We start from the raw sequence: 17478 nt of genomic DNA on the forward strand, positions 1-17478 counted from the left end.
CTAGCTTTTCCGATGTCCGAAACCGGCTCCATCTCCATCCATACCGAGAACATCTTCCCGATTATCAAGAAGTTCTTGTATTCTGACCACGAGATTTTCCTGCGCGAGCTGGTCAGCAACGCCGTCGATGCCACCCAGAAGCTTAAGAGCCTCGCTGCCCTAGGCGAGTACAAAGGCGACCTAGGCGAGCTGAAAGTGCGCGTAACGGTGGACAAAGACACCCGCAAAATCACGATTTCGGACCACGGCCTCGGCATGACGGCCGACGAAATTAAGAAGTATATCAACCAGATTGCCTTCTCCGGCGCCACCGAGTTTGTGGAGAAGTACAAGGAGACGGATGTGCAGGCTAAAGACCAGATAATCGGCCAGTTCGGTCTAGGTTTCTACTCGGCCTTCATGGTGTCGAAAGAGGTTGAAATCTGGTCGAAATCGTACAAAGAAGACACGCTGACCGCGCACTGGATTTGCGATGGCAGCACGCAGTTCACGCTCGACGAGCCCACTGGCGAGCACGAGAAAGCCGAGCGCGGTACCGACGTGGTGCTGCACGTGGCCGACGACTCGGACGAGTTCCTGGAAGAGGCCCGGCTGCGGACCATCCTCACCAAGTACTGCAAGTTCCTGCCCATTCCAATTGAGTTTGAGGGTGAGTTGATTAACGACACCACGCCCATCTGGACCAAGCAGCCGGCCGACCTGACCGACGAGGACTACAAGAAGTTCTACCAGGAGCTGTATCCGATGAGCATGGATGAGCCGCTGTTCTGGATTCACCTGAACGTGGACTATCCGTTTAACCTGACGGGTATCTTGTACTTCCCCAAGGTGAAGGACGAGCTGCAATTCTCGCGCAACAAGATTCAGCTGTACTCGCGGCAGGTGTTCATTACCGACGAGGTGAAGGACGTGGTGCCCGAGTTTCTGATGCTGCTGCACGGCGTAATTGACTCGCCCGACATTCCGCTGAATGTGTCGCGCAGCTTCCTGCAAGCCGACGCTAACGTGCGCAAAATCAACACCTACATTACCCGTAAGGTGGCCGACAAACTAGCCGAATTGTTCCGCAAGGATCGCGCCGGCTACGAGGAGAAATGGGCTGATATCGGGCTGTTTGTGAAGTACGGTATGCTCTCGGACGATAAGTTTTATGAGCGCGCCAAGGACTTCGTGCTGCTGAAAAGCGTGGACGGCAAGCTGCGCACGCTGCCCGAGTACACCGAGTACGTGCAGGCCAACCAGCAGGACAAAGATGGCAACACCGTGGTGCTATATACCAACGATGCTGAGGCGCAGCACGGCTTCGTGGCGGCGGCTCAAGAGCGCGGCTACGACGTGCTGCTGATGGACCACATCCTCGATGCCCACTTCATCGGCCAGCTCGAGCAGAAGTTGGAGAAAACCACGTTTAAGCGCGTGGACTCGGCCACGGCTAGCCAGCTCATTGAGAAGGATGAGACCACGGCCAGCGTACTGAGCGACGACGACCAGAAGAAGCTCGAAGCAGTGTTCCAGGGCGCCATCCAGAACCCGGCCATGCACGTCAAAGTGGCGGCTTTGTCGCCGCAGGATGCGCCGGTGGTCATCACCCAAAACGAATTTATGCGCCGCATGAAAGACATGCAGCGCACTGGCGGCGGGGGCGGCATGCAAATGTTTGGCTCGATGCCCGACTCGTTTGACGTGACCGTGAACGCCAACAGCCCGCTGGTGAGCAAGGTGCTCGCCGACGGCGGCGAAACCGTAGCTAAGCAAGCCTTCGACCTGGCCCTGCTGGCGCAAGGCATGCTGAAAGGTGAGGCCCTCACGGCCTTCGTGAAGCGCAGCACCGAATTGCTGTAAGCAGTGCCCTAGGTAACAAAAAGCCCCGTTGCTGAGAAGCAACGGGGCTTTTTTACATTGGTTAATGCAGTAAGACAATTACTTATTCTAACAGCTGGTTAGCTAACAGCATAATTAGCCAAATCGGCCAGTAGGCCGGGCTGCGTCGGCTGCCAGCCCAGGCGGGCGCGGGTTTGCGCGCTGGCAGCGGGGCCGTGGCCCGCTACGAACAGGGCAATGGGGCCAAAGTGAGCGGCGGCTTCCTCGGGCGACTGCGACACCACGGGCACCCCTAGGTGCTGGCCGATGGCTTCGGCAATGTCCTTGAAGGGCACGCCTTCTTCGGCTACGGCGTGGAAGGGGCCGCCCTGCGCCCCGTGCTCCAGGGCCAGGCAAAACACGCGGGCCGCATCGAGCCGGTGCACGGCGGGCCACTGGTTTTGGCCGGCACCGACGTAGGCTGAAACGCCTTTTTCGCGGGCCAGCCGGATGAGCATGGGCATGAAGCCGTGCTGCTCATTGGCGCCGTGCACCGTGCGCGGCAGCCGCACGAACGTGGCTCGCACGCCCCGCGCCAGCACGGCCCGCGTGGCGGGCTCCGGCGCGCGCGGAAAGCCCGGTATCTCGGGCAGAGTCAGCGCCTCGGGCAGCACCTGGCCCACCGGCGCAAACCCAAGGCCGCTCGTCACGATGAGCGGGCGGTCGGAGCCGGCGAATACGTCGCCAAATAGTTCGATGGCTTGCTGCTCTTCGGTACTGGATTTGGCGATGTCGGCCAGGTCCAGCCCGAAGGCGGTGTGGATGATGCCCTCGGCCTGGGATGCCCCGCGCCGTAGGCTGTCAAGGTCGCCGAGCGACCCTAGGTGCGGCGTACCGCCCGCGGCGGTTAGGGCCTGGGCATTGGCTTCGGAGCGCACTAGGCCGAGGACTTGGTGGCCGGTGGCCAGGAGCTGCTGAACAATGGCGGAGCCGACCCAGCCGGTGGCTCCGGTAACAAAAACGCGCATAATAGTCTGATTTATCGTGAGGTAGTAAGCCCGGTGCGGCGCCGTTGCCTGCGTCAGGCTTGCTACCTCACAAAGGTCTGGGGAGGGGGTAGGGCCCCGGCTGCGCCAGTTAAACCAGTTACTGCGCCAATCAAACAAGCGGGCGTTTATTGCCGGAAATCGCCCGGCGTGAGACCGGTGTGGCGCTTAAAAAACGTGCAGAAGTGCGCCACGTCGGCAAAGCCTAGGTAGTCGGCTATTTCCGATACGTTCTGGGCGCTTTGCTTGAGCCGCACGCGGGCTTCGTGGGCCAGCCGGTTGCTAATCAAGGTGGTAGTGGTGTGGCCGGTGGCTTCCTTGAGCACGCGGTTCAGGTGCACGACGTGCACGGCCAGTACCTCGGCGTAGTCTCGGGCCGTGCGCAGGCGCAGCGGGCCGGCGGGCGCATCTATTGGAAACTGTTGCTCTAGCAACTCAGCAAACTGAGTCGCTAGCCGCGCAGGGGCCGGTACCAGCGCCGGCCCGGGCGCCGGCTGGAGCTTCTGCACCAGGTGAATCAGCTCGACCAGGTAGGTGCGCAACAGGTCGTATTTATAGGCGTAGGTGGAGGCGATTTCCTGGGTCATCTTCCGCAGAATAGCTTCCACAGCCCGGTATTCGGCCTCGGTGAGCGTGATGATGGGGTGGGCACCGGGCCGAAATAGGGGCAGCTCCTCTACCAGCACGCCACCGCGAGCGGGCGGCAAAAACTCGTCGGTGAAGATGCAGAAGCAGCCGGTTTGGGTGGCCTCGGTGGGCGTCCAGCGGTAGCGCAGGCTGGGCGTGGCCAGAAACAGAAAATACGGCCCGGCTTCCTGGCTTTGGTCGGCAAATTCGAGGCGGCCGCTGCCGTGCGTGAGGCTGATTTTGTAAAACGCCTGCCGGTTGAAGTGCCGGGGCGGGCGGTGCGGGGCGCCGGACTGCGGGCCGCCCACCGTAAACACGTCGAAATGACCTAGTTCGCGCCGCATATCGGGCGGCGCATCGCCCACCGCCGGCGTGAAGGCGGCGTAGAGCGCGTCGATGGCAACAGGTTTCATAGGGGCTGGCATTTTGTATAAAGTAGTGGTAAGGTACCAGGCCCCCGCCATCCGGCTGGGGCGCGTGCCCGGAGCGGGCTTTCTTGGGCTCAAGCCGGCCGGGCGGGCAATAGCTGAACGGTTGGGGCGGGCATAATAATTTCCCTACCTTGCTGGCATGAAAGCTCTTCTCTTCCCCACCCTGCTCTTCGCTACCGCCACGCTGGCCCAAACCCCGGCCGACCTGGCCCACGACCGCGCCCGCCCGGCGAGCGGGGCGCTGCAAGGCGCTACGCTGCCTAGTGGTATCCACGCTTTTAAGGGCGTGCCCTACGCCGCGCCGCCCGTGGGCGAGCGCCGCTGGCAAGCCCCGCAGCCCGCCGCGAAGTGGACCAACGTGCGGCCGGCCACCCAGTTTGGCCCTAGGGCCATGCAGCTGCCGCTGTTTGGTGACATGAACTTCCGCTCGAACGGCGTGAGCGAGGATTGCCTGTATTTGAACGTGTGGACGGGCGCCAAAGCGGCGCAGGAGCGGCGGCCCGTGCTGGTGTACTTCTACGGCGGCGGCTTCGTGGCCGGCGATGGCTCGGAGCCCCGCTACGACGGTGAGGCCCTGGCCAAGCAAGGCATCGTGACCGTGACGGTAAACTACCGCCTGGGGCTGTTTGGCTTTATGGCCCACCCCGAGCTGACGAAGGAATCGCCGCACCACGCCTCGGGCAACTATGGCCTGCTCGACCAGCAAGCCGCCGTGCAGTGGGTGCGGGCTAACATTGCGGCCTTCGGCGGCGACCCGCAGCACATTACCATCGCGGGCGAGTCGGCGGGTTCGTGGTCGGTGAGCGCCCAGATGGCCGCGCCGGCTACCAAGGATTTGCTAAAGGGCGCCATTGCCGAAAGTGGCTCGCTGCTGGGCTTGCAGCCGCTGCCAACGCTAGTGCAGGGCGAGGCCACGGGTACGGCCTTCGGTACCAGCCTAGGTGCCGCCTCGCTGGCCGCGCTGCGGGCCATGCCGGCCCAGCAGCTGCTCGAAGCCGGCGGTAAGCAGGGCGCGCCGCGCTTCTCGCCCATCGTGGACGGGTACTTTCTGCCGCGCTCGCCGGCCGAGATTTTTGCCGCTGGCCAGCAGGCGCACGTGCCGCTACTGGTGGGCTGGAACTCGCAGGAAATGGCCTATCAGATGATTCTCGGCCCGAACGCGCCGACCAAGGAGAACTACGCCGCCGCCGTGCAAAAGCTGTACGGCGAGCAGGCGGCTGATATTCAGCGCCTCTACCCCGCCGCCACCGATGCCGACGCCGAGCAGGCGGCCACCGACCTGGCCGGCGACCGCTTTATCGCCTACAGCACCTGGAAGCTGGCCGATGCCCAAATTCAGACTGGCGGCCAGCCCGTGTACCGCTACCTCTACGCCCGCCCCCGCCCGGCCATGACGCCCGAAATGGGTAATGCCACCGCCAACCTAGCCGGCGGCGTGACCAAAGGCACCGGCGCGGCCACGCCCGCCCCGCCCGCCAAGGGCGCCGTGCATTCGGCCGAAATTGAGTACGCCCTGGGCAACCTGCCCGGCAATAAGGTATTTGCCTGGACGCCCGATGATTACCAGGTGTCTAAAACCATGCAGGGCTACTTCGCTAACTTCATCAAAACCGGCAATCCCAATGGCGCGGGCCTGCCTACCTGGCCCAAGGCCAGCCAGGCGAATGGCCAGGTTCTGCGCCTCGACGTGGCTACCAAAGCCGAGCCCGACCAGACGCGCGCGCGCTACCAGTACCTAGAGCAGCACGCGGGCAAGTAGCCGCCCTAGGCGCCCGCACCGCCAACGGGCGGGGCGAGGCGCACGGCCGAGTTAACATAGTATAGTTGAATGCAGGTGTTGATTGGTTTTCCACTTCAATAACGTATGCCTATGGCATCCCCCTGGCCAGCCGATGTCGACGCCTTTGGCGAGTTGGCGCATGCCCTGCTCGACGTAACTCCCACGGGCCTGCTGCTGCTGCGGCCCGTGTATGACGCCGCGGGCGAAGCCATTGTGGACGTCGCCTACGAATACCTCAACGAGAAGGCGCAGCTGCTATTGCGGCTGCCAGCGCAGCCCACTGAGTCGTTTCTGACCATCTACCCGGCCGAAACCGACCTGTTTGCCTTCTTCCGCACGGCTTTTCTGGCGGTTGAGGCGCGGTCGCTGTACTCGGGTACCTACCAGCGGGCCGGCACTGCTTTTCACTTTCACCTGGTGGCGCGGCGGCAGGCCGGCCGGCTGGTGGTGAGCATGACCGGGGCCGCTGACCAGCCGCACGCGGCCATCAAAGCCGCCCTGCGCGCCAGCCAGGCCCGCGAGCGGGCCGCGTGGCAGCTGGCCGAGCGCCAGCAGCAGGACATCAACCGGTTTTTTGAGCAGGCGCCCGTGGCGATTTCCCTGCTGCGCGGCCCCCGGCACGTGGTAGAGCTCATAAACGAGGCCAGCGCTGCGCTGCTGGGTAGCACGCGCGAAAAGCTGCTGGGCCAGCCCATGATGGAAGCCCTGCCCGCGCTGCAGCGGCAGGGCTTCGACCGGGTACTCGAGCGGGTTTTGCAGGGCGAAACTATTGTGCTTGATGAGACGCCCGTCGTGCTCGACCGCGCCCACCTAGGGCAGGCTAACCACGGGTACTACTACGTCAGGTACCAGCCCTGGCGAGCGGAGGGAGAAGAAATTATCGGCGCCATGATAGTTGCCATTGAGGTTACCGACCAGGTGCTGGCCCACCGGCAGCTCGAGCAGCTCAACCAGGAGCTGGAAGCCCGCGTGCAGGAGCGCACCCGGCAGGCCCTGGCCGCCCAGGCCGAGGCCGAGCACCAGCGCACCCGCCTGGCGCAGCTCATTGCCGAGGCCCCGGCCGCCATCTGCGTCTTGTCGGGGCCCGATTTTGTGTACGAGCTTGTCAACCCCCGCTACCAGGCGCTGTTTGCGGGCCGCATCAAGGTCGGGCAGCCCATCCTCACCGCGGTGCCCGAGTTTGCGGGCCAGCCAGTGTGGTACGGCCTGAAAGGAGTGTACGAAACGGGCCGCACCCACACCGCAGAAAGTAAGCCGGTGCCCGTGGCCCGGCCCGACGGGGTGGTGGAAGAGCGCTACTTTAACTATATCGAGCAGGCCCGCCGCAACGAGCACGGCGAGATAGATGGCGTGTTCGTATTTGGCTACGAAGTGACCGACCAGGTGCGGGCCCGCCAGCAGGTGCAGCGCCTAAACCAGGAGCTGACCACCGCCAACCAGGACCTGGGCGCCGCCAATCAGCAGCTTACGCGCACCAACGTGGACCTCGATAATTTCATCTACACCGCTTCGCACGACCTCAAAGCGCCTATTACCAACATCGAGGGGTTGCTGTATCTGCTCAAAAAAGCGCTGCCCGCCGCCACCCGCGCCGATGAGTTGGTGGCCAACGTGCTGGCCCGTATGCACAGCTCGGTAGAGCGCTTTACGCGCACCATCGGCCACCTCACCGACGTTACCAAGCTGCAAACTGAATTTGCCCAGCCCCCCGCCACTCTGCTGCTGGCGGCCGTGGTCGAAGACGTGCGCCAGGACCTGCTGCCCCGCTTCACCGAAGCCGGCGCCCACCTAGAGGTGGCCGTGGATGAATGCCAGCCCCGCGTGTTTTCCGAAAAAAACCTGCACTCGGTGGTGTACAACCTGCTCAGCAACGCCCTCAAATACCGCCACCCCGACCGGCCGCCCCGCATCCGGGTGGCCTGCGCTACCGAGGGCAACAGCCTGGTACTGACAGTGCAGGACAATGGCCTGGGCGTGAGTGAGTGGCAGCAGGCGCGGCTGTTTCAGCTGTTTCAGCGCCTGCACACCCACGTCGAGGGCTCGGGCCTGGGGCTGTACATGGTGAAGAAAATAGTGGAGAACGCGGGCGGCACTATCAATGTGGAGAGCCAGGTGAACGTGGGCAGCACCTTCACCATTCGCTTTCCGGCGTGAAGGTCGTTCTAGAATAGATTACTTCTTGAAAAACGTCAAGAGGTCAGCCTTGTACGAATTGCCAATCGGGATTTCGTCGCCCGTGGTTAGCACCAGTTGCTCGGGCTGAAGCAGCTTGATATGGGCCGCCGCCACGATGAAAGAGCGCTGCACCCGTACGAAGCGCTCGCCTAGGGTGTCTACCATTTCCTTCATGGTGGCGTGGTGCAGGTAGGTTTTGGTGGCGGTCACGACCTTGACGTAGTCTTTGCAGCCTTCCACAAATAGAATGTCGCGGTGCGGCACTTTCAACAGGCTGCCCTGCTCCTTAAGCAGCAGGTGCGGCTCATCGGCGGCTGGGGTGGCGGCGGGCGCGGGCGGCTGGTAGCGCGCCACGGCCTTCTGAAAGCGCTCGAGGCTAAAAGGCTTTAATAAATAATCAAGCACGTTGAGCTCGAAGCCCTCATAGGCGTACTCGCGGTAGGCGGTGGTGAGGATGGTTTGGGGCGGAGAGGGCAGCGTTTTGAGAAAGTGTAGGCCCGTGATAAGCGGCATCTCAATATCCAAAAACAGCAAATCGACGGGGTGCTGGCGCAGGTGCTCGTGGGCCTCTAGGGCGTGGCGGCACTGGCCACTAAGCACGAGGCCCGGCGTTTGAGCAATGAACTGCTTCAGGACCTGGTGGGCCAGCGGCTCGTCGTCCACTATCAGGCAGCGGGTGGGGGAGGTACTCATGCTCATACGTGCAAAATAAGCTCGGCGCGGTAGCGGCCGGCGTGCTCGGTCAGGTGCAGCTCGTGGGTGCCGGGGTAATAGAGCTGCAAGCGCCGTTTAATATTCTCCAGGCCAATGCCCCCGCTGCGGCGGGGCGTGGCGGGCGGTGGGCTGGGCAGCATATCGTTCTCCACCACAAAGCGCAGCGTGCCGGCCGCGGCCGTGAGCGTGGCCTCCACGCTGGCGTCGTCGCTGAAGTGGTGGCGGCCGTGCTTGAAGCTGTTTTCGACCAGCGGCAGCCACAGCAGCGGTGGCACCTGCCGCGCCCCTAAGTCGGCCCCGCTGGCCGTGAAGCGGATGCTCGCGCCTTCGTACTTGCGCTGCTCCAGCTCAAAGTAATTCTTTAGAAACGTCACCTCGTCGGCAAGCTTGATGTACTCTTTGCCGCTGTCATACAGCACGTAGCGCATCAGTTCCGACAGCAGCAGGATGAAGCGTGGCGTCTCGGGCGAGCCGGCTAGGCTCAGGCCGTAGATGCTATTGAGGGTATTGAAGAGGAAGTGCGGTTGCAGCTGCGCCTTGAGCTGTTCGAGCTGTAAGGCGGCGTGCTCTTTCTCGATTTGGCGGCGGCGGGTTTCGCTTTCGAAGGCCACCCGTACGAAAGCCACGCAGCTAAAGGCAATCAGGTCAGTGGTGGGCAAATCCAGGCTGCCCCAGTAGCGCGGTAGGGTGCTGAGACTGTTAAATCCGTGGCTGGCCAGGTAGCGAAATAGCTTGATGACAAGCCCTGTTTCCAAGTTTGGTACTTGCCAGAAGTACAAGAGCGTAAGCAGCAGCAGCAGCCAATACCGACGGCGTTGCAGCAGTTGCGGCATCAGCCAGCGGTAGTATGGGATAGCGTAGAGTGTAATCAGGAAGGCATACACGCATAAGTGGGGGTAGGGAAAGTTGGGATGCCCCACCGGATGGCCCGGCACTTGGTTGACACAGGCGGAATATTTATACAGGCCCACATAAATAACCCATATCAGGGCCTCAAAAACCAAAGGGAAGCGGCTAGGCCGCACGGTGTCTTTTTGCATGTGGCGAAGGTGGCGGCTTTTGGCAGCAAGACGGGTGCGCGGCACAGGCTTTTTCGACCAAATGGGGAATTTTTTCGACTAAAAATCGGCCGGCCGGCCTTGGTCGAAAACGGCTCTGGCGTGGTCGAAAAAAGCGAAAACAAGGGTTTAGGCGGTCGTTGCTTTGTCCCATTCCCAGCCGGTTGGCGGCGTGGGAGTCACTCACTCAGCAACCTCTCCCCCTCGATATGAAAAACGTTTTCGCCTCCCTGCTCCTCACTGGCACCCTGGCTTCGGCCGCTACCCTGGCCGCTGCCCAAACACCCGCTACCGCCGCCGCCACTGCCCTAGGTACCCTTACCGGCACCGTGGCCGATAGCGTATCGCGGCAGGCGCTGGCCTTCGCTACCGTGGTGCTGCGCCCCGCCGCCGATGCTAAGAATCCCTTGAGCGCGGTAACCACCGACAAGGGCGCATTCAGCTTCGCTAATCTGGCGTCCGGCCCTTACACCCTCGAAGTACGCTACCTAGGTTACCGTGCCCCGCAGCCCGTGGCCGTAACGGTGGGCGCCGGCAGCACCCCGGCCGTAGCCCTGGCGCTGGCCCCCGAGCGCCACGCCTTGGCCGAAATAAAAGTGACGGCCGCCAAGCCCTTCATCGAGCAGCAGGCCGACAAGCTGGTGCTGAACGTGGCCGCCAGCCCCATCGCCGCGGGTGGTACCGCCGCCGACCTGCTCAGCCGCGCTCCCGGCGTGCTGGAGCAAGGCAGCGGCTACCAGTTGCGCGGCAAAACCGTGACCGTAATGCTCGACGGCAAGCTCACCAACCTGAGCGGCGACGAGCTGAAAAACATGCTCAGCGCCCTGCCCGCCAACAGCTTGGATAAGGTCGAGCTCATCGCCAACCCCTCGGCCAAGTACGATGCCAGCGCCAGTGCCATCGTGAACCTGGTGACGACCAAAAGCCTAAAACTCGGCACCAACGGCACCGCTACCCTAGGCGTGGGCGCCGGCCGCTACAACGCCGGTTTTAACCTCAACCACCGCACCGAAAAGCTGAACGTGTACGGCGGCCTCGACCGCCTCGACAACCAAACCTACAGCACCACCAGCGCCGTGCGCCCCCTCAGCACCGAGGGCCAGCTGGCCGAAAGCAGCCTCGAAACCCGCCGCCTCCAAACTAACAACGCCAAGCTAGGCTTCGACTACGACCTGAGCAAAACCACCGCCGTGGGCGTGCTGGTGAAAGGTATGCTCACCGACCGCACCCGCGACGCCAACAGCCAAGCGTTGCTCAGCCCCGCGCAGCAGGCCACGCTGGTGCGCATCGAAGGCGCCTCGCAGGTGCTGAGCCCCGCGGTGAATGCGTACTACAAAACGACCCTAGGTAAGGATAAAACGCTGCGCGTGAGCGCCGACTACTTCAGCTACGCCAAAAACAGCTACAACGACTACGCCACCAGCAGCTCCGATGCGACCGGCCCAGCCGACCTGCTACGCGACAATTCGCCGGCCCGCAACTCGGTAAAATCAGCGATGGCCGACTACGCGCAGCCCTTCCAGAAAGGCACGCTCGAAGCCGGCCTGAAAGCCATCAGCACCACCACCGACAATAATATCCGCTGGGAGCAAGCGCCCGCCGGCCAGCCCTGGGCCACCGACTTCGGTAAAACCAACCACTTCGTGTACCAGGAAAACGTGCGCGCCGCCTACGCCACCTTCAGCCGCGATATCAAAAAAGTAGCGCTGCAAGTGGGTTTGCGTGCCGAGCATACCAGCACCACCGGCACCTCGCTGACGATGAACCAAACTACCGAGCGCCAGTACCTCAACTTCTTCCCCAGCGTGTCGGCGCAGTACAACCACTCGGAGAAAACGCAGGTTGGCTTCTCGTATCGCCGCAAGATTGAGCGGGCCCAGTTCGGCATCGTCAATCCCTTTCTGACCTACATCAGCCCCTACCGTTACGCGCAGGGCAACCCGGCCATCCGGCCCTCGCTCTCGCACAATTTTGAGCTGAGCTACTCCTACGGCAGCCTGCTTTCGGCCGCCGTTAGTTACAGCCGCTTCAGCGACGTTATCAACGGCAGCTTCGAGAAAAACGACGCCACGCAGGTCGTGACCAACTCCTTCGCCAACTACCCCAGCGCCGACCAGCTCAGCGCCACCATCACCCTGATGAAGCCGCTACTGAACAATAAGTGGCAGACCAACACCACCCTAAGCTTGATGGCCGCCCGGGTGCAGGCCGGCCCCAGCACCATCGGCATAGGTGCCGCCAGCCCCGGCGCTTACCTCTCCAGCAACCACATTCTCACGCTGCGTGCCGGCCTGAAAGCCGAAGTATCGGCCTCTTACATGTCGCCCATGACCTTCGGCGGCCTGGCCATCCGGTCGAGCTACAGCGGCAACGTGGGTATCTCGCAAACCATCCTCAAGGGCGCCGGCACGCTCACCCTCAACGTCACGGACGTCTTCAACACCCAGCGCGCCCGCTTCGACGTGCTCGCCGCCGGCATCAACTCGCAGAACGTCAATAAAGTGGAAAGCCGCTTTGTGAAACTGAACTTCAGCTACAAGTTTGGCAACCAGAAAGTGAAAGCCAGCCAGCGCCGCGAAACGGGCGTGGAAGCCGAGAAGTCGCGCATGGAATAGTTAGATTGTATAGGTGCAAAATCGTCATGCTGAGCGGAGCGCAGCGAAGTCGAAGCATCTCTACCGCACCGTTGAACGGTTTGGATGAAGCGGTAGAGATGCTTCGACTTCGCTGCGCTCCGCTCAGCATGACAGACGCTAGTATGTTCCTCTTCCTCAGTAGGCGAACCTACCCGATTGGTAGAAAAAATGCGGCGACTCAGCGTAGTTGGCCGCATTTTCGCGTTTAGCCGTAATTGGCTGAGCGGTTACTTTTGCCCCGGTCCACTTATTACCTCTTCCTGATGCGAAAAATTCTGCTTGGTTTTCTGCTGTTTCTGGTGGTGCTGGTGGCGGCGGCCGCGCTGGCGCCCTTTCTTTTCAAAGACAAGCTGCGGGCGCTGGCCGATAAGCAAATAGCCCAGCGCGTGCGCGCCAAAGTGCAGTACAACCCCGCCGACATCGACGTGACGCTGCTCAGCACGTTTCCCGATCTAGGGCTGGATATCAAGAACTTGCGCGTGATTGGCGTCGATTCGTTTAGCCGCGACACGCTGGCGTATTTGCCCCGGCTGCGGGTGGGCCTGGATTTGATGAGCGTCATCAAGGGCCAGCAGATTGACATTAAGAGCGTGAACCTCGACCAGCCTGACATCGCGGTGAAAGTGCTGAAAAGCGGCCGCGCCAACTGGGATATCATGATTTCTGATTCGGCCGCTGCCGCCAAGGGCCAAGACACCAGCGCCGTGAACCTCGCCATCCGGGGCTGGGAAATCACGAACGGCCGCCTGCGCTACGACGACCGCAGCATCCCATTCAGCATGGATGCGCGTGGCATCAACCACACCGGCAAGGGCGACTTTGCGAAGAACATTTTCGACCTGACCTCGAACACCAAAATTGCCAAGCTCACGGCCAACTACGCTGGCGTGGACTACTTGACCGACAAGCAGGTAGATGCCGACATTGCCATGAACATGGACCTGGGCAAGAGCTTGTACACCTTCAAGGAAAACCAGGTGAAGCTGAATGACTTTCCGTTCAGCTTCGCGGGTGCGGTGGGGCTGCCCAATGCCACGGATATTACCTATGACATCACCTTTAAGGCGCTGCAAACCGACTTTAAAAATATCCTGAGCCTGGTGCCGGGCGTGTTTAATGCGCAGTTTAAGGACGTGCAGGCTAGCGGTCAAGTCGCCTTTAACGGCTACTACAAGGGCGTGCAAAACCAGCTGCGGATGCCCGGCTACGGCGTGAACCTGACCGTGACCAACGCCCGCTTCAAATACCCGCAGCTGCCCCGCGAGGCCAAGAATATCAACGTGGCGATGGTGGTGGACAACCCCTCGGGCTTCACTAATAATGTGAAAGTCAACGTGTCAAAATTTCATCTCGACCTTGGCAACGACCCGGTGGATGGCAACGTGACTATCGACGGTTTGGAGCCGATGAAGGTAGATGGCCGCGTGAAAGCCAACGTGAACCTGGCCGAGGCGCTGAAAGTGTACCCGGTGGCCGGCGTAAACATGCGCGGCCAGTTTTTCGTGGATGCCACGGCCAAGGGCACCTACTCAAAAACCCAGATGCCAGTGGTGAACGCCGCCATCAAGATGACCAACGGCTACGTGAAGTCGAACCAGTTTCCGGCGCCGATTGAGGACATCAACCTGAGCGGTACGGTGGTGAACACGACCGGCCAGGTGAACGATACCTACGTGAACTTGCCGCAGTTTCACATGGTGTTGGAGGGCGAGCCGCTCGACGGCCGCCTCACGGCGCACAACATCAATTCGCCCATCTTCGACGCCAACGTGAAGGGCACGGTGGACCTGACCAAAATCACCAAAATCTTCCCGCTCGAAGGCATGACCGTGACCGGCCGCGTATCGGGCGACCTCGCCGCCGCTGGCAACATGGCCGACGTGCAGGCCGGCCGCTACCAAAACGTGAAAGCCAGCGGCGCCGTGAAGGCCAGCAACATTACCTACCGGAGCAAGGATCTGCCGCAGGGCGTAAAAATCAGCAGCGCAGCCGGCACGTTCAACAACAACCAGATTAATATTCAGAGCCTGAACGGCACAGCTGGCAGCTCCGACTTCGCGGCCAATGGCACCGTGAGCAACTACCTAGGGTACCTCTTCACGCCCGGCCAGGCCCTGAAGGGCACAATGAACGTGACCTCGCACAACTTCAACGTGAACGAGTTTATGGTGGACCCGGTGAGCGAGAAGCCCACCGCCGGCGCCGTGAAGGCCGCCCCCGCCAAGGCCGATGGCGTGGTGCCGATACCCAAATTCTTCGACCTGGTACTGAACAGCAAGGTCGATAACGTGACCTACGACAACCTGAAGCTGACCAACGCCACCGGCACCGTAGCGGTGAAGAATGAGGTGGCTACCCTCAATAATCTCACCTTTAATACCCTAGGGGCCACTTTTGGTACCACCGGCAGCTATAACACCCAGGATTTGGCGCATCCCAAGTTTGACCTGGGGCTGAACATTAAGAACCTCGATTTCCAGAACGCTTTCAAAGCCTTTAACACAGTGAAGGCGCTGGTGCCGCTGGCCTCGACGGTGCAGGGCGTATTCGGTACCAACTTCAGCGTGAGCGGTGAGATGGGCCAGGACATGCTGCCCAAGCTGAGCACGCTGAGCGGCAAGGGATTGTTTGATATCGTGAAGGCCAGCGTGTTGCAGTCGCCGGTGCTCTCGCAGATTTCGAGCCTGACGACCTTGCCCGAACTCAAAAACCTGCAAGTGCTTAACAAGATTGTGAACGCTCAAATCGTAAATGGCAACCTCGTGGTGCAGCCCTTCGACCTGACGGTGGGCGACGTAAAAATGACCCTGGGGGGCACCAACAGCCTGGCAGGCATCCTGTCCTACGTGGCCGCCATCAACGCGCCCACCGGTAAGCTCGGCAGCGCCGTTAGCAACAAGCTCACGCAGTTGACGGGCGTGCAGAACATCCAGGGCACCGACCGCGTGACGCTGGGCCTCAACATTGGCGGCAATATGACCAGCCCGGTGGTGAAGCTGACCAGCGGCAGCCTCAAGGACCAGGGTAAAACCATCGTGACCAACGTGGTGAAAACCAAGCTCACCAGCACCCTGCTCGACCTCGCCAACAAGAACCGGGCGAAAACCGACAGCACCCAAAAAGCCACCGCCGTTACGCAGCAAAACGCCCAGGAGCAGCTGAACTTAGAGATTCAGAAGCGCAAATTGGAGGCGCAAGAAAAGGCCAAGCAAGCCATCGGCAAAGGCCTGAACAGCTTGTTTGGCGGGGGGCGCAAGGCTACGCCGACTGCCGCGCCCGCCCCAACGCCCGCTGACACGACCAAGAAAGCGACGCCCTAGCGTTGAGGTCACTGGCAGCGTTTTTGCTCATTTAAAGCCCAGCTCCCGATTCGGGGGCTGGGCTTTTTTTAATCCATTCTTTTCCTTATTTCTATTAGCAATTTTATGCAAAACTATCGTCTTCTAGGGCTGGCCGGCGCGGCTTTACTAGGATTAGCGGGCTGCTCAAAAAACGAATCAGACAGTGCCAGCGGCACCGCTGCCAAGCTGGAAGTGCGCTTAACGGATGCCCCCGGTAATTTTAGCGCGGTGGTGCTCGACGTGCGCCAGGTGGAGGTGCACCTCAAGGAAGCTAGCGACCCCGCTGGCTGGCAAACGTTGGCTTTCACGCCCCAGGCGGTGAACGTGCTCGACTACGTCAATGGCAAGTCGGCGCTGCTGGTAAATACCGATTTTGCCCCCGGCGACCTCAAGGAAATCCGGCTGGTGCTGGGGCCCAACAGCTACGTGGTGGGTACCGATAACCAGCAGTACGACCTCAAAACGCCTAGCGGCCAGACTTCCGGCGTCAAGCTCAAGCTCGACAACGTGACGCTGCAAGCCAACGCCACCTATCAGCTGCTGCTCGATTTTGACGTGGCCAAGTCCATTGTGGAGCGGGGCAACTGGCGGGCTGGTAATGACAAAAAGGAGCGCTACCTGCTGAAGCCCGTGATTCGGCTGGTGGCGCAGAGCCTCAAAGGGGGGCTGCGCGGTACCGTGAACCCGGCCGCCGCCCGGCCGCAGGTGCTCGCCATCCGCTCGTCTATCGTGGGGCCCGATACGGTCAGCACATTTGCCGATGCGTCGGGCGCCTTCCAGCTCAACGCCTTGCCGGCCGGCACGTATCAGGTGCAGTTCTTTCCGAGCGTGGCCGCCCCCACCGGCCAGCCAGCTTATAGGAACGTGGTGCGCTCCAACATCACCGTCACCAACGACCAGGCAACCGACCTAGGTGCCACGCCACTGAATTAACTGGCCGAAGCGCTTAGCAAAGCACCAGACCAAAAAGCGGGTCATTTTCCAGTGGAAAATGACCCGCTTTTTGGTCTGGTGCTTTCTACTTCAACCCCTGCACCAGCGCCAGCAGCTCGTGCTGCGTGGTGCCGGTGGCGTCCTGGTCGTACCAATTATTTACCGTGACTATCACCTCTTTAAAAGGTACTTCGCGCGCTTTCATTTCTTGATGAATGGCTTGCAGCGGAGCGGGGCGCGGGCCCCACACGCCGGCTTCGGTGAGGGTGTCGGCGTGCAGCACCACCGCAATCGGGATGGCCCGGCCACCATTGGTGAGGTAGCGGTCGATGAGGTCGGGGTGCGAGTCGCGCAGGAAGTGGCGCGTTTCCAGGTGGCCGCCGCTAGCTTGGGCCACCGCCTCAATCACGGGCACCGTGTGCGAAGCGTCGCCGCACCAGCCCTCCGTGATGATGGCCCAGAGGTAGCGCCCGCTGAGCTGACCTAGGGCCGCCCGCAGTTCGGGCAGCAGCGTAATGGTGGGCGCCACGCGGTCCATCTGGGCCACGGCGGTTTGGTAGTGGGGCAGCATTTTGGCGAGCTGCTCGTCGGGCTGTGGGGTGGCCATCACCTCGGCAACGTGCTGGCGGTAGGCGGGGTAGGGGAGGCCGGTAGCGAGCTGCTCGGCCGTGAGTATGGGCGTGGGGGAGGCGGGCATGAAACGAAGCAAAAGGATAGGTAAGCTATACCTACCGCGCGGCCAGAAGTTGGCCCGCCCCGGCCGCCGGGCCGGGGCCAATTAAATACACCTGAGCAGTAAGCCTAGCCAACTGCCAGCTTAGCTGGCCCGTACAATGTCTTGTTGCGCCGGGCAGAGCCGCAAGAAATGCTTGTTAGTAGAGTGTTTGTGATAAATTTGCAACAAAATTCATCATTCGTTCATTTAGCTTACTGGCTC

General features: G+C 61.5%; 11 protein-coding genes. 6 read left to right on the forward strand and 5 right to left on the reverse strand.

Annotated features, from left to right (window positions below; translation table 11 throughout):
* Positions 1–12 precede the first annotated feature (12 nt).
* Positions 13–1842, forward strand: coding sequence for a molecular chaperone HtpG (gene htpG, locus ACFSDX_RS00925; protein WP_382311204.1), 1830 nt, complete (start codon positions 13–15; stop codon positions 1840–1842).
* A gap of 98 nt (positions 1843–1940) precedes the next feature.
* Here the strand turns inward: htpG and ACFSDX_RS00930 are convergent, their stop codons facing one another.
* On the reverse strand, positions 1941–2828 hold the full coding sequence (locus ACFSDX_RS00930; protein ID WP_382311206.1) for an SDR family oxidoreductase: 888 nt from the start codon (positions 2826–2828) through the stop codon (positions 1941–1943).
* Positions 2829–2974: 146 nt separating this feature from the next.
* The gene (locus ACFSDX_RS00935) at positions 2975–3886 is read right to left on the reverse strand and encodes a helix-turn-helix domain-containing protein (RefSeq protein ID WP_382311208.1); all 912 of its coding nucleotides are present in this window, start codon (positions 3884–3886) and stop codon (positions 2975–2977) included.
* 157 nt (positions 3887–4043) lie between these two features.
* Here ACFSDX_RS00935 and ACFSDX_RS00940 point away from each other — a divergent pair, with 157 nt between their 5' ends.
* Together ACFSDX_RS00940 and ACFSDX_RS00945 are read left to right on the forward strand one after the other, a co-directional pair.
* A complete protein-coding gene (locus ACFSDX_RS00940; RefSeq protein ID WP_382311210.1) occupies positions 4044–5663 on the forward strand; it encodes a carboxylesterase/lipase family protein in 1620 nt (539 codons plus the stop codon).
* A 111-nt stretch (positions 5664–5774) separates the two neighbouring features.
* On the forward strand, positions 5775–7838 hold the full coding sequence (locus ACFSDX_RS00945) for a sensor histidine kinase (RefSeq protein ID WP_382311212.1): 2064 nt from the start codon (positions 5775–5777) through the stop codon (positions 7836–7838).
* 18 nt (positions 7839–7856) lie between these two features.
* Here ACFSDX_RS00945 and ACFSDX_RS00950 read toward each other — a convergent pair whose 3' ends face one another.
* Positions 7857–8552: a LytR/AlgR family response regulator transcription factor gene (locus tag ACFSDX_RS00950; protein WP_382311214.1), complete on the reverse strand. Its 696-nt coding sequence runs from the start codon at positions 8550–8552 to the stop codon at positions 7857–7859.
* Between the two features lie 2 nt (positions 8553–8554).
* Positions 8555–9613 (reverse strand): sensor histidine kinase, encoded by a 1059-nt coding sequence (locus ACFSDX_RS00955; RefSeq protein WP_382311216.1) that lies wholly within the window; start codon positions 9611–9613, stop codon positions 8555–8557.
* Positions 9614–9840: 227 nt separating this feature from the next.
* Between ACFSDX_RS00955 and ACFSDX_RS00960 the strand changes: the two genes are divergently transcribed.
* The 3 genes from ACFSDX_RS00960 to ACFSDX_RS00970 all read left to right on the forward strand — a co-directional run bounded on the left by ACFSDX_RS00960 (position 9841) and on the right by ACFSDX_RS00970 (position 16541).
* On the forward strand, positions 9841–12246 hold the full coding sequence (locus ACFSDX_RS00960; protein ID WP_382311218.1) for a TonB-dependent receptor: 2406 nt from the start codon (positions 9841–9843) through the stop codon (positions 12244–12246).
* Between the two features lie 284 nt (positions 12247–12530).
* Complete coding sequence (locus tag ACFSDX_RS00965; RefSeq protein WP_382311220.1) at positions 12531–15587, forward strand: AsmA family protein; 3057 nt, start codon at positions 12531–12533, stop codon at positions 15585–15587.
* Between the two features lie 105 nt (positions 15588–15692).
* Complete coding sequence (locus ACFSDX_RS00970) at positions 15693–16541, forward strand: DUF4382 domain-containing protein (RefSeq protein WP_382311222.1); 849 nt, start codon at positions 15693–15695, stop codon at positions 16539–16541.
* A gap of 85 nt (positions 16542–16626) precedes the next feature.
* Here ACFSDX_RS00970 and ACFSDX_RS00975 read toward each other — a convergent pair whose 3' ends face one another.
* Positions 16627–17238, reverse strand: coding sequence for a thioredoxin family protein (locus tag ACFSDX_RS00975; RefSeq protein ID WP_382311224.1), 612 nt, complete (start codon positions 17236–17238; stop codon positions 16627–16629).
* Positions 17239–17478 lie beyond the last annotated feature (240 nt).

The organism is Hymenobacter bucti, assembly GCF_042681145.1.
Classification (GTDB): domain Bacteria; phylum Bacteroidota; class Bacteroidia; order Cytophagales; family Hymenobacteraceae; genus Hymenobacter; species Hymenobacter bucti.

What these genes read in the sequence shown, in the direction of transcription:
- ACFSDX_RS00955 (WP_382311216.1), bottom strand. Translation starts at nt 9,613, where the DNA reads ATGCAAAAAGACACCGTGCGGCCTAGCCGCTTCCCTTTGGTTTTTGAG.
- ACFSDX_RS00945 (WP_382311212.1), top strand. Translation starts at nt 5,775, where the DNA reads ATGGCATCCCCCTGGCCAGCCGATGTCGACGCCTTTGGCGAGTTGGCG.
- ACFSDX_RS00960 (WP_382311218.1), top strand. Translation starts at nt 9,841, where the DNA reads ATGAAAAACGTTTTCGCCTCCCTGCTCCTCACTGGCACCCTGGCTTCG.
- ACFSDX_RS00950 (WP_382311214.1), bottom strand. Translation starts at nt 8,552, where the DNA reads ATGAGTACCTCCCCCACCCGCTGCCTGATAGTGGACGACGAGCCGCTG.
- ACFSDX_RS00970 (WP_382311222.1), top strand. Translation starts at nt 15,693, where the DNA reads ATGCAAAACTATCGTCTTCTAGGGCTGGCCGGCGCGGCTTTACTAGGA.
- htpG (WP_382311204.1), top strand. Translation starts at nt 13, where the DNA reads ATGTCCGAAACCGGCTCCATCTCCATCCATACCGAGAACATCTTCCCG.
- ACFSDX_RS00975 (WP_382311224.1), bottom strand. Translation starts at nt 17,238, where the DNA reads ATGCCCGCCTCCCCCACGCCCATACTCACGGCCGAGCAGCTCGCTACC.
- ACFSDX_RS00930 (WP_382311206.1), bottom strand. Translation starts at nt 2,828, where the DNA reads ATGCGCGTTTTTGTTACCGGAGCCACCGGCTGGGTCGGCTCCGCCATT.
- ACFSDX_RS00965 (WP_382311220.1), top strand. Translation starts at nt 12,531, where the DNA reads ATGCGAAAAATTCTGCTTGGTTTTCTGCTGTTTCTGGTGGTGCTGGTG.
- ACFSDX_RS00935 (WP_382311208.1), bottom strand. Translation starts at nt 3,886, where the DNA reads ATGAAACCTGTTGCCATCGACGCGCTCTACGCCGCCTTCACGCCGGCG.
- ACFSDX_RS00940 (WP_382311210.1), top strand. Translation starts at nt 4,044, where the DNA reads ATGAAAGCTCTTCTCTTCCCCACCCTGCTCTTCGCTACCGCCACGCTG.